This is a genomic window from Bacillus sp. A260, from assembly GCF_009861435.1.
GTDB lineage: Bacteria > Bacillota > Bacilli > Bacillales > Bacillaceae_G > Bacillus_A > Bacillus_A cereus.
In genome coordinates this window covers 1780221-1793481 of sequence record NZ_CP046398.1, presented here as the reverse complement: position 1 = coordinate 1793481, position 13261 = coordinate 1780221, and the positions used below count along the sequence as shown (strand labels likewise).

The following is a 13261-nucleotide window of genomic DNA, read 5'->3' as shown; positions in this document are numbered from 1 at the left end:
AAAAAGCATTCATTCTTTTTTGTTAAGAATGAATGCTTTTTAAAAAATCAATTTCTAACTCTAGCATCTTTTTTTGACGAGGTTTTACTTTCCTTACGGGAATTCCAGCGTAAATATACCAATCATCTAAACTCTCTTTTACCATACTCATCGCGCCGACTGCCGTACCTTCTCCTACAATTACATTTGGAAAAATAATAGAATTGGCACCAATAATCACATGTTTTTTTAAAATAACTTTTTCTGCTTTCACATTCCTATATTGATTCGGGACGGTTGGCCCCATTAATGTATTTCCACTGAAATCATCAAGTACTGCATATACGATTGTTTTAGCTGAGATGTTTGCAAAATCATGCATTTCAATCCCAACTTCCCCTCCATATAACGCTGTATACGCTGATATGTGCGAATAACTTCCAATTGTGATTTTACCACTTAAAATGCAAAAATCATCAATTCTTACATGATTGCCAACTGATATAGCACTCGGATTATATATACTTGCTTTTTTACTAACCAATACATTTTTCCCAACAGATAAAAATCCAATTTGCTTTAGTTCTTCTTGACTATAAAAACTATTCATCTACCGACACCACCTTCTGCTCTAAACAGATTACAATTTGCTCTACTAGTTCTTTCGTCATTCCTTCCCATAAAGGTAAACTTACGATTCGTTTTGCTATTTTATTCGTCTTTGTTAAATCTGTAGACTTATAGTTTTTAAAAAGAACTTGTTGGTGGCAAGATGGTGAAAAGTATAATCTAGCTTCTATTTTCTGTTTTTTCAGTTCTTCTATTACTTGTATATTGCGAACTTCTTCTGGACAAATGATAGGCATAAATTGGTGAATAACCGCTTCTGTCTTTTGGACTTTCCACCCTTTTTTCATTAACCCAGTATTTTGTAACAACTGTTTATACCATTCAGAAATACGGCTGCGTTCTTTTAATTTTTGATCCCACTTTTTTATAGTCGCTATCCCAATAGCTGCTGCGTATTCAGACATTTTACAATTAAACCCCATCATCGTACATTCACGATTTTTATCAAATCCGAAATTCCCCATTCTTTTAATACGTTGTATATCTTCTTCGTTTTTACTATATATGAGCCCTCCTTCACCAATTCCGAACGGCTTTGTTGCATGAAAGCTATATACAATCATTCCACTAAAATCTTGACCGTAATGCATCCCTCCATTCATTAATCCAAATCCCGGCGCCGCATCTACGACAACCGGAATCCCCTTCTTCTCTAGTTCTTCATATTCTTCTAAGTTCATCCATGATCCAAAAGTGGCGTACGGGATAACAATCGCAACCTCTTCTTTTAATTCTTCTATTTTATCCAAAAGTACGGTTTTATCCATATACCAATCATCTATTGAAATATCAATAAAGTACGGTTCCAATCCACACCAAATAGCGGCTAAGGCAGTCGCAGGGAATGTAAAGCTAGGCATGAGAGCATACTTTCCCTTTCTTCTTTTCTTTAGTTGAATAGCCGCCATTAACCCTAACGTTGCGTTTGCTACTGTTGTAACAGCTCCCCTGTTTTGAAAAAATGACGACATAATTGTTTCCTCAAAACGTTGATTTATAGGTCCATAATTCGTATATATGTGAGATGTATCAATTTCCTTCAATTCGTCCAAATACTCACTTACAGGTACAGTTGAAGCACGTAAAAAAGGAATATTCTCCATATCTATCTATTCCTTCCTATGATTTTCGGACAATATAGAGCATATCTGTTTCAGATAATCCAAACTTCCTAGCACTTTTCATTCCTTGTTTTTCCGCTATGTTATATAATTCTACCTTAAATCCTGCATTCATTAATCGTTGAATAAATCCCGATTGATTGTAAATTCTCACATGATCTTCTTGACCAAAAGCTAATTTCCTCAATTGTGGTGTTACAATTAATTCATTCTCTATAATAAAATCTACATTCATTACGATCGGTACTTGAATAATTCCCCATCCATTTGGCTTTAACACTCTATATAACTCTCGCATTGCTTTGTCATCATCAGGAACGTGTTCTAACACATGGCTACATAATATTACATCAAAAGTATTACTATCATATGTAATCCTTGTAACATCAATTTCCTTCATTAATGGATCCTTTGGTTCTAAGTCACCACATACATACATAATATTTTTATACTCGTTAAACCAATCTCTTAACTTCGCTTCAGGTGCAATATGAAGCATTGTATAGTTTCTATTTAACAAGTCCGTTTCCGTTTCAATGTACGCACGATACAATCTTTCACGATCCATCGAATTGCAAACTGGACATATCCCTGTATCTTTATTCCACATCTCAAATTTATATTTCGGAAAATCATAATGCGCTGGCCAAGGTGAAAATTTTTCAAATTGTTGATTGCAATATTGACAATAACAAGATTCTTTCTCAAACATATGAGCAACTAACTTGTTTAACCCTTTTTTTATCTTTTCATTATAAATTTGATCTAGTTCGCCATTTTTTACTGCATCCTTAACTATAAATCCCGCATTTTCTAAACAATAAGATAAACTCTCTTTATACTCACTTTCGGAGCTTAAAAATCCACTATTATATGCATCTATAATTAATTCAATCCACTCTTCAATTGTCATTAAAATAAAATGCATTTGTTTTTGATTTTGTCCACTATGTTGTCTAAAATAACTAAGAGGTTCTTGCATATAAACTACTTTTCCTTTCCTCATCATATCTAGCCAAGTTGCAATGTCATTAATAGCAGAATAAGCCTTTCCTTTAAAATATCCAAACTTCCCGTCAAACAAATCCCGATTAAACAAAACAGTTGTCGGCTCACCAACTACATTTTTTAAGTTTTTTAACATATAATTTCCTAATTCTTTTCCTTCAAAAAGTGTAGTTTCTTTCGCGATTTTCATATTTAATGTTGAAGGTGGTAATATCTCTCCATTCTCATCAATCAGTTCACGATATGACGTCACAAATGAAATATTTTCTAACGTCAAAAAGTATTTCATCATTCTCTCGATCTTTTCATGATGAAATAAATCATCATCTAATAAAAAGTTTATATAGTCCCCATTCGCAAGTTCTACACACTTATTAAAGTTTTCGGCAACTAACGGCGTTTCATTTTTAACATATGTAATACACTCATATTCACGTAAGTACGGTTGAATCATAGCATTGACTTCATTATTTGTACTATCGTCAGAAATAATAATTTCAATATTTTCATATGTTTGATTCAAAGCGCTGTTGAGTGCTAATTCCAAGTAATAAGGTCTATTGTATGCAGGAATAAGTATACTTACTTTCGGTAATGAAGAATTATTATTTATATGTTGTTTTTTCTTTTCTATGTTTATTTTCTTCGCTCTAATTTTTTGGTAATAGTCTAATGTATATAATATTGATGATGGAACTATCCTTCTTGCATAATCTAGAAAATTAGTTATCGCTTTGTCTAACTCTTTTTCGGTGGATAAGAAACCATATTGTTCTCCTGCTATAATACTGTGTGAAAAATCTTCTAACCCATCCATCATTTTATTAGATTCATTTAACTGTTGATCTGGATGTAATCGAAAGTAACTCAGTGTCTCTGCTATATATACTGCTTTTCCTTTACTTAATAAAGATAACCATGAAGCTATATCTACGTTACATAAATACCGCCTCTTATCAAAAATCCCATATGGTTCTTGTAAATCATTTTTACGAAATAAAACTGTTGTCGGTTCTCCAATATAATTTTTTTGATCCACAATTACCTTATTTCCTAATTCTGTTCCCTCTATAATGGTATCCTCTTCAAATAAACGGACAGTCGAATAAATATGTCGCAGTTCTTTCCCTTTATCATCAATGACTTGACGATGAGATGTTACAAGCTTAATTTCATTATCTAAATCATTGAAAAAATACTTCATCATTTTTTCAATTTTATTCACATGAAATACATCATCATCCATTAAAAAATTTATATACTCACCGTTCGCTTCATTAAATAACATTAACGCATTTTCAAATTGTCCGAGAGTTGACCTATTTTTTATATAAATAATATTTGAATGATCACATAAGTATTTTTGTAACAATTTTTCTGTTTCATCATTCGTGCTGTCATCTCCAACTATAATTTCTATATTAGGGTACGTTTGTTCTAACACACTACATAACGCCTTTTCAAAGTAACTAGGACGATTATACGTAGGAATTAATACACTTACCAACGGAAGTTGCTCTACCATTTCTTCAGTTCTTTCAATACGAGTTCTCATTTTAACTCTCTCACCTCTTCGCATATTATTTATATACGCGACACAAAAATCACATTACTTTAACTGTATGGAGCCTATATACTTTTATGCAAACATGAAACAAAATATCATACTTTTCGTTCCTGAATAAACATATTTAATAATGCGGACATTTTATTTGCACCTTTTTTATTCATATGATCACTATCATAAAAATCAGCGTCACAAAATAATGGCGAATCAAATAGATCTATAATTTGAAAAGAATATTGAGTTTGAAAATCATTTATAACTTTATAAAAATCTTCTTTTAATTTCTTACTACTACAATTGAAATAATGTGAAGTAACAGGGAACACAACAATTAATGGCTTTATATCGTTTTTTAACAGTAATTCTAAATATTTCTTAAAAATCATTTTATTTTCATCTAAAGTATGAGGATACGCCAATTTAGCATGTGAAGCTGCTCTTATTTTCCCGTGTTCTTCAAAAGGAATATGAAGAGAAGTAGTATTCCATTCAGCATTTATCCAAGGCAGCGTCAATGATTCATCTTTTAGTTCGTCTAATAAAATATATTCAAAATGCAAATTAAAAATAGAAAGAAGTGGTTTCGGAGTATTTAGATGTGAGAATCCATCAGTGGGTAGAGGAGAATGAACTACAGTATGATGACCATCTTGAAACAATGGATAATATACTTTGTGAATTCTATATGATTCAGATGATAACGACATATCAAAGTAAAACGAGAAATAGGCTATTCCTATTAAACAATATTGAAATGAATGATTGTTTGATAAAAGTTGTGACGCTATTAAATAATCATAGTATAGATCTTGCGATGGAAGTGTTAATTTTATTGACTTTTTTGAGAGAAGCTCCGTACTTATGCCACAATGTGGATAAGACAAACCGGTAGCAAACAATTCATACGTCGGATCACTCTTTGCTTTTTTCATAGAAATGTATAAAGACATAAGATCCGGATTTATTTGATAGATAGAAATTAATTTATCCTTCCATTCATACATGTATTTTGTTAAATTAATAATTTTTGAACTTTGCACGCCCCTATTTATCAAGTCATTTGTAAGTTTTTCTGCGTCCCCTCTCCAAATGACTATATATTGAAAAGAACTTTCTATACGAACAACATCTGAAACGTCTACAACATGAACTATTGTTTTACATTTATTTTTGTCTAACGTATTTCGAATCCTCTCCCCTGATAACTCATCACTTAAAACAATGATTTTATATTGCTCCTTCATGTACATCCCCTCCACTATATGTATAATATGAAATTCATTTTTAATTCGTAACAATCATATACACCTGCAATCTAACAAAAAAATAGCTCCACCATTAGGCGTAGCTATTTTTACAATTATTGCTTATTCAAATCATATTCCTTTATCTAACTCATAAAGTTTACGATACTTTTCATTTTCTTTCAGAAGTTGTTTATGACTACCTTGCATGACAATTTGGCCACGATCAAGGAATATAACTTCGTCTACATGTTCTATTCCTACAAGATGGTGCGTAATCCAAATAACCGTCTTTTCTTCCGTTGCAGAAAACATTGTTTCGATTAAAGACAATTCTGTTTTTGGATCTAAACCGATAGTCGGTTCATCAAGTACAATAATTGGTGTTTCTTGCATAAGAGTTCTAGCAAAAGCAACCCTTTGTCTTTCCCCACCAGAAAACCGCTTTCCCATTTCATGCATTTTTGTTTGTAATCCGTCTGGAAGAGAAGTAACATGTGAAGCTAATTGTGCTTTCTCTAAAGCTTTCCATATCTCTTCATCCGTCGCCTCCGGTTTGCCAATTCGTACATTATTTCCAATTGTCGTATCAAACAAATGCGGCTTTTGATTTAATACAGAAATATATTTAGCTAAAAGATTCGTATGAGCTCGTTCACCATTCAATACAACTTGTCCATTTACTGGGCTTAACGCCCCTGTTAACAATTTTAGTAAAGTAGATTTCCCTGTCCCACTTCTCCCTAAAATAGCAATTTTCTTCCCTGCTTTTATTTGTAATGATACATCTTTTAATACAATCTCATTACTATCTGGATAACTATACGATACGTGATTCAGTTCAATATCTACATGTTTTGGTTCAATATAATCTTTCTCTCCATGCAAATCCGTTTCATCATGTAAAACACTATCACTTTCTACGCCATTAAGACGATGGGTAGATTCTACGTACGACGGTATTCGATCGATGGCATCTGCAATAGGAATAAGCGCGTTTGTTACAGATAAAGTCATTAATACGAAAGCTGCGATAACTGTAGGAGCAATTTGTTCACTTGCCGCTTCATTCCCAGTCCATATGATCATCGAAATAACTACAATACCTACTACTAATTGAATGATACTGTCCTGAATATGATACCAGCGTTTCACTCTCTTTTCGATTTTTAACAACTGATCATTTTGTTTTACATACTCATTAATAAATTCATCTTTACGACCACTTGCTTGCCAATCAGATAATCCAAAAACAGCATCTGTCAGTTGTTGATACAAACGGTTTCTTCCTTGCTTTAAAGTAACATGATGTTTCTTCATCAAAAGTAATGATACAAACGGAAGAAGAAAAACGATAATAGCTAACATACAACCTACAATAAGTGCAAAAACAAAATCAAATGCACCGATAACAAGTACGAAGATACTATAAACAACTAGCGCTAATATGCTAGGAAATATTGTACGTAAATATAGGTTTTGCAAATGCTCTATATCTTCGGATAACACTCCTAACATATCACCCGTTTGAAATCGAGAACGGAAAAATAACGCCTGTGGTTCTACTATTCTATATAGCCTCGTTCTCATTTTTTCTAATATACGTAGTACGACATCATGTCCGACTAGGCGCTCTATATAATGAAATACAGCTTGCCCTATACTAAACGCTCTTGTTGCAACAATAGGAACATATACAGCCATTACATTTTCTGGTCTAAGGGCAGATTTTGAGATCAAATAACCTGAAATAAAAAGTAACATCGCTCCTGAACTAACTCCAAGAAGACCAAGGAAAATAGTTAAAGTCATTCTACCTTTATTTTGTTTTATATAAGGTTTAACCCAGTTACTCATTTCTCTCCCCTCTCTTCCCTATGAAAATGTAATGTCTCATTCTCTAAAAGTTCTTCATACGTCCCACTTTCTTTCATTTCCCCTTTATTTAGAATAAGGATATGGTCCATTTGTTTCATCCAATGTAGACGGTGAGTTGCTAAAAATACTAACTTTCCATTAAATAGACGTAACATCGCTTGCTTTATTTCAAATTCGGTTTCAATATCAAGATGTGCCGTAGGCTCATCTAATAAAATGATTGGTTTTTTACTTAAAAGCGCACGCGCCATAGCAACACGCTGTTCTTGTCCGCCACTTAGCATACGTCCACCTTCTCCAATTCTTTCGTGTATCCCATTTGGAAGTGATGTAACGAGTGAACGAAGGCCGACTTCATTAATAACTCTTTCAACTTCTTCATCTGTTGCATTTGTTTCATAAAAACGAATATTATCCTTTAATGAAAGCGGAAAAATATAAGGTTGCTGCGGAATATAAGCAATATTTTTTTGCCAATCTTCACGAGTAGATCCATCAACTTCTACACCATTTACTAACATCTTTCCACTCGAAGGAGATAAAAAACCTGCTAATACGTCGATTAACGTCGATTTCCCTGCACCACTTTCACCAATAACACCAATAGCACCGTTACCTTCCCAAGTAAAATTAATTCCTTCTAATATAGCCTTTTCAGATTCAGTATTATTAACTTTGATATCTTGTAATTTCAAGCTACTAGAGGCATTCCATACTATATCTTCATTTAAATCTTTCTTTTGTATTCCTTTTTGTTGTTGCAAAATCTCTTCTATTTGCTCCATCGCAATTTGTCCATCTAATGTCGCATGATAATTTGCTCCCACTTGTTTAATCGGCAGAAAATATTCCGGAGCTAAAATCAAAATTGTAAGGGCTGGTAATAGTATAATCGTTCCATCTATTAAACGTATCCCTAATCCAACTGCCACAAACGCAATTGATAAACTCGTAAAGAAATCTAATGCAAAAGAAGAAAGAAAAGCAACTCGCAAAGTACGCATCGTTGCTTTTCTATATCTTTTACTTACTTTTTCAATCTTTCCTTCGTGCTGTTCACTTTTCCCTAAATACTTTAATGTTTCTAAACCTTTTAACGTATCTACAAAATGATTCGAAAGTACACGATATATCTCATACTGACTATCTGCCATTTTTTGCGCTGCTAATCCGAGAAGAATCATAAATATGATCACGATAGGAATCGTTACAACTAAAATGATTCCAGACTCAATATCTAGCGTAAAAACATATAGTACAATTAGACCTGGAACGATACTACTTCTAATCATTTTAGGAATCGTTAATTCAATATATGTTTTAAATTTCTCAATCCCCTCAATTGATAAGGTAACCAGATGACCAGTTCCAACAGTTTGAACATACCTTGGACCTAATGTGAAATATGCCTCTATCAATTGTTTTCTTAGTAACGACCCTGTTTTTTCAGCAAAACGTTCCACTAATATTTGTGATGTTCGAACTACTATGTTACGCGCTGCAAACGCGATACCAAAATAAACAACTTCACTTAATATTGTTTGTACTGTCTCTCCATGAAATAAAAACGTAATAGCTCGTGCTAAAAAGATTGTTTGCGCAATAATACTAAAAGCTTCTAAAATACTAATAATCGTTAACGCTACATATAAAATACGGCTACCGGGATAAGACGGAAGTCCTCTTTTTCTTTTCATTAGTACTCCAAATCGTTGTCTGACTTAACAGGTTGTCTAAATACATAATAACTCCATATTTGACTTCCGATAACGAAAGGCAAAATAGCAATCGCAAAGTAAGTCATAAGTTTTAATGCATAAGCTCCTGATGCTGCGTTGTAAATTGTCAAATCATTCATTGCTCCTAAAGAGCTAATCATAACACGTGGGAACATACCGATAAATACACTCGCACTTAGTAAAATGATCGTTAAACTCGTCATAAAGAAAGCCCAACCATCTCTTCTTCTTTTATTTAATAAAGTGGACACTAATAGTGCTACAAAAGCTCCGATTGGTACCATAATCCATTCTGTTCCATGAGCAGTGAAAATGTCGGTTTTCCATAACCCCACACCAGCAAAAACAAGAAGTGTAAGTAATGAAAATGGTGCAATTTTTATTGCAGCAATTCGTGCACGTTCTCTCAATTTACCAGTTGTACGTATCGTAAGAAATTGTAATCCGTGAACAATACATAGTAGGAGAAACATTACTCCTCCAAGTAACGCAAATGGATGAAGTAATTGCAAGAATCCACCTACAACATTTTTACTCTCATCAATAGGTACACCTACCATAAAGTTTGCAATCGCAACTCCCCAAAGGATAGGAGGTAACATACTTCCAATAAACATCCCCCAATCCCATGCACTCTTCCATTTATGATTATCTATTTTCGCACGAAATTTAAAGGAAACACCTCTTAAAATTAAAGCAAGAAGCATAAATACAAATGGAATATAAAAACCACTAAATAAAGTTGCATACCAGTGCGGAAATGCCGCAAACATGGCTCCACCAGCACAAACAAGCCATACTTCATTCGCGTGCCAGAACGGTCCTATTGTATTTAAGTAAACTCGTTTTTCAAAATCATTCTTTCCTAAAAACCTCGAAACCATTCCTACACCAAAATCGAAACCTTCCAGTACGAAGAATCCAACAAACAAGATTGCAATAACTAAAAACCACAACTCATTAAGAGATAACATACTCTTCCTCCTTATCAAATGGATCATGGCTTTGATAATCCTTTTTCGTTTTCTTATTCGTGTGGCCCTTAATGGTACGAACAAATAAGTACACACAAATTCCACCCATAATTAAATACATTGATGTGAATGAAATAAGTGAGAATAATACTTCACCGAATGTTACATTTGGTGATATAGCATCTTCTGTTTTCATTACACCAAATACTACCCAAGGTTGACGACCCATTTCAGTCATAATCCACCCTACTGTATTACCGATGAATGGAAGAGAAATTGCATACACCATTAATTTTAAATACCACGTTTTTTCAGCTAAACGATCTTTTCTTGATAAGAACCATCCGTAAGCTCCTAGAAGAAGCATGAATGTTCCACTCATTACCATCGCTCTAAAACTCCAAAACATTGTATGCACTGGAGGAATATAATCTCCAGGTCCATATTTTTCCTCATATTGTTTTTGAATTTGATTCATCCCTTCAACTTGACCGCTAAACTTATCATACGATAATAGACTTAGCATATAAGGGATTTGAATTTCAAACGAATTTTCTTTCTTCTCTGTATCAATTTTCGAAAATACTGTAAATGGTGCTGGATCCTCACTTGTATTCCATAGCGCTTCAGCTGCCGCCATCTTCATTGGATGTGTCTTAATTAATTGTTGCGCTTGTGCATGACCAAAGAACAATACAAGCGCCGTTGTAATTGTTCCAACAATGATAGAAATTCGGAAAGATTTTTTAAATACTACAGTTTCTTGTCCTTTTGTAATTTTCCATGCACTTACACCAGCAATAAAGAATGCACCTGTTGCAATTGCCGCTGTAATTGTATGCGGGAATTGTACCCATAGTTGTGGGTTTTGAATAATGGCTAAGAAATCATTCATTTGCGCACGACCATCAGCTGCCATTTCATACCCGACAGGTGACTGCATAAATGCACTTGCAGTTAAAATCCAGAATGCTGATAACATCGTTCCAATTGAAAGGAGCCAAATACACATTAAGTGAATTCGCTTCGGTAATTTGTCCTCACCGAATACCCATAAACCTAGGAATGTAGACTCAATGAAAAATGCCAGTAATCCTTCAATTGCAAGCGAGGGACCAAATACATCACCTACAAAACGTGAATACGTTGACCAGTTCATACCAAACTGAAATTCTTGTAAAATACCTGTTACTACACCTACTGCAAAGTTAATAAGGAATAATTGCGTCCAAAACTTTGCCATCTTCTTATATACCTCTTGCCCTTTTACCACATACAACGTTTGCATGATCGCAATAATAAAAGCTAAACCAATTGACAGCGGAACAAAAAAGTAATGGAAAATCGTTGTTGATGCGAACTGTATTCGTGCCAATTCGAGCGTTTCCATACTAAAATCACTTCCTTCATAGTTTTTATAATAAAAGTTAATTGAGCAATCTTATCAAACTCAATTATTAAGAAATACGAAAAGACAAAAACATTTTGTATGTATTGTCGAAAAATATGAAGTTTCAGTTTTTCAAACTATTGTAATGCTATTTTTTACCTTTTCACTATTTCTGTAGTGTTTTATTCGTTAATCGAATTGTATAATATACCTGCATAGTAAATTCAGGTTATTTTTGACGTATTATTGACATCATTTTGTCTGAAATATGTCTTTTGTCATTTTTTTGAATCAGATTTTTCTCATTAGCAAAATGTGTTTTTTCAATATACTTCTTACTTTTATATCTATAAAACAATCGTTTTTTCTTCATACGCTTGACTTTTACTCGGAAAAATGTCCTCGAAAGCACCCGCGATAAATGCTTATTTTTTGTCAAGAGAAAAATGTATTTTCAAAATTCAAACTCGAAATAATGTTATTCAAAAATAGAAAACAGCTTCCCTCTTCCTCGACTAAAAGTTCATTTTTTTGTCATTTTTCCAGAACAAATAAAAAAACTGAGAGTCGATTAAACTCTCAGTTTTTTTATTTATTTTGCTGTATGTTTTCTAACGGCTGGTAAAATTTCAGTAGCAATTAATTCAATATTTTTCTCAATTTTATCAAATGGTACACCGCCAAAATCAATTTGTGCCATAAAGCGTTGTTGGCCAAACAATTCATATTGGTAAAGCATTTTCTCAATGATTTGTTGTGGGCTACCAACCATTAAAGCATCACGGTAATCTATTGCATTTGTAAATTGCTGTTTCGGATACCCATCACCGCGCAGTGTAAGCATACCAGCATTAATGTGAGGGTAATATTCACTAAGTGCATCTTGTGAATTTTTTGCCGTATAAAATAAACTCGTTGTCGCAACTGGTAAACTAGCTGGATCAAATCCGCTTTGCTGAGCAGCCTCGCGGTAAGCATCTACTGACACTTTAAAGTTAATTGCTGGACCACCAAGTGTTGTTATCATCATTGGCACACCTGCACGTCCTGCTTTAATTGCACTAGCTGGTGGACCTCCAACTGCACGCCAAATTGGTAAGTTATTATTTTTCGCTCTTGGAATCACCGATGCATGTGCGAGCGGTGCTCTGAACTGTCCATTCCATGTTACATGTTCCTCGTTATTAATTTTTAATAAAAGATCCATCTTCTCTTCAAATAATTCTTCATAATCATTCACGTCATAACCAAGTAAACTATATCCTCCAATACGAGATCCACGACCAGCCACAATTTCTGCACGTCCATTAGAAATCAAGTCAATGGTAGCGAAATCCTCATATACTCGAACTGGATCAGATGTACTTAATATCGTTGCGGAACTTGCAATTTTTATATTTTTCGTAGCTTGCGCGACCGCACCTAAAATAACTGTATGAGCTTGCGTTGTAAAATGTGTTTGATGACTTTCGCCGACAGCAAACACATCAAGTCCTGCCTCATCTGCTAACTTAGCTGTTTCAATTAGTTCGTGAATTCTTTTCTCTGGCGTAATTTTGTCCCCATTATGTGGATTTAAAACATGATCACCAATTGAATATAATCCAAACTCAATTCCTTTTCTTGTATCTATACGGTATTTTTCCATAGTTACTCTCCCCTTTAATAAAGTAGTATTAGTTTTTTTCTAAAAACGTTGGTAAGTCAAGTTTATCTCCGTATTACCTACAC

The 13261-nt window shown here is 33.7% G+C and carries 9 protein-coding genes; all 9 read right to left on the bottom strand.

Annotated features, from left to right (window positions below; genetic code table 11):
- Window positions 1-22: 22 nt before the first annotated feature.
- Window positions 23-589, bottom strand: coding sequence for an acyltransferase (locus GD442_RS09160; protein ID WP_001084193.1), 567 nt, complete (start codon window positions 587-589; stop codon window positions 23-25).
- The gene (locus tag GD442_RS09155; protein WP_000427964.1) at window positions 582-1712 is read right to left on the bottom strand and encodes a DegT/DnrJ/EryC1/StrS aminotransferase family protein; all 1131 of its coding nucleotides are present in this window, start codon (window positions 1710-1712) and stop codon (window positions 582-584) included. Before GD442_RS09155 ends, GD442_RS09160 begins: the two co-directional genes overlap by 8 nt.
- Window positions 1713-1728: 16 nt before the next feature.
- Window positions 1729-4293: a glycosyltransferase gene (locus GD442_RS09150; protein ID WP_159365079.1), complete on the bottom strand. Its 2565-nt coding sequence runs from the start codon at window positions 4291-4293 to the stop codon at window positions 1729-1731.
- Window positions 4294-4400: 107 nt separating this feature from the next.
- Entirely contained in the window at window positions 4401-5549 is a 1149-nt protein-coding gene (locus GD442_RS09145; protein ID WP_141551313.1) for a hypothetical protein, read from the bottom strand.
- A 132-nt stretch (window positions 5550-5681) separates the two neighbouring features.
- Window positions 5682-7406: a thiol reductant ABC exporter subunit CydC gene (gene cydC, locus GD442_RS09140; protein ID WP_098214179.1), complete on the bottom strand. Its 1725-nt coding sequence runs from the start codon at window positions 7404-7406 to the stop codon at window positions 5682-5684.
- Window positions 7403-9124: a thiol reductant ABC exporter subunit CydD gene (cydD, locus tag GD442_RS09135; protein ID WP_000824039.1), complete on the bottom strand. Its 1722-nt coding sequence runs from the start codon at window positions 9122-9124 to the stop codon at window positions 7403-7405. Before cydD ends, cydC begins: the two co-directional genes overlap by 4 nt.
- On the bottom strand, window positions 9124-10140 hold the full coding sequence (cydB, locus tag GD442_RS09130) for a cytochrome d ubiquinol oxidase subunit II (RefSeq protein WP_000950085.1): 1017 nt from the start codon (window positions 10138-10140) through the stop codon (window positions 9124-9126). The genes cydD and cydB overlap by 1 nt, the downstream gene beginning before the upstream one ends.
- A complete protein-coding gene (gene cydA / locus GD442_RS09125) occupies window positions 10127-11530 on the bottom strand; it encodes a cytochrome ubiquinol oxidase subunit I (protein ID WP_098214180.1) in 1404 nt (467 codons plus the stop codon). Before cydA ends, cydB begins: the two co-directional genes overlap by 14 nt.
- A gap of 592 nt (window positions 11531-12122) precedes the next feature.
- Window positions 12123-13178, bottom strand: a complete 1056-nt coding sequence (locus GD442_RS09120; protein WP_000417543.1) for an LLM class flavin-dependent oxidoreductase — start codon at window positions 13176-13178, stop codon at window positions 12123-12125.
- Window positions 13179-13261: the final 83 nt, after the last annotated feature.

What these genes read in the sequence shown, in the direction of transcription:
- GD442_RS09145 (WP_141551313.1), bottom strand. Translation starts at nt 5,549, where the DNA reads ATGAAGGAGCAATATAAAATCATTGTTTTAAGTGATGAGTTATCAGGG.
- cydC (WP_098214179.1), bottom strand. Translation starts at nt 7,406, where the DNA reads ATGAGTAACTGGGTTAAACCTTATATAAAACAAAATAAAGGTAGAATG.
- GD442_RS09160 (WP_001084193.1), bottom strand. Translation starts at nt 589, where the DNA reads ATGAATAGTTTTTATAGTCAAGAAGAACTAAAGCAAATTGGATTTTTA.
- cydB (WP_000950085.1), bottom strand. Translation starts at nt 10,140, where the DNA reads ATGTTATCTCTTAATGAGTTGTGGTTTTTAGTTATTGCAATCTTGTTT.
- cydD (WP_000824039.1), bottom strand. Translation starts at nt 9,124, where the DNA reads ATGAAAAGAAAAAGAGGACTTCCGTCTTATCCCGGTAGCCGTATTTTA.
- GD442_RS09155 (WP_000427964.1), bottom strand. Translation starts at nt 1,712, where the DNA reads ATGGAGAATATTCCTTTTTTACGTGCTTCAACTGTACCTGTAAGTGAG.
- GD442_RS09120 (WP_000417543.1), bottom strand. Translation starts at nt 13,178, where the DNA reads ATGGAAAAATACCGTATAGATACAAGAAAAGGAATTGAGTTTGGATTA.
- cydA (WP_098214180.1), bottom strand. Translation starts at nt 11,530, where the DNA reads ATGGAAACGCTCGAATTGGCACGAATACAGTTCGCATCAACAACGATT.
- GD442_RS09150 (WP_159365079.1), bottom strand. Translation starts at nt 4,293, where the DNA reads ATGAGAACTCGTATTGAAAGAACTGAAGAAATGGTAGAGCAACTTCCG.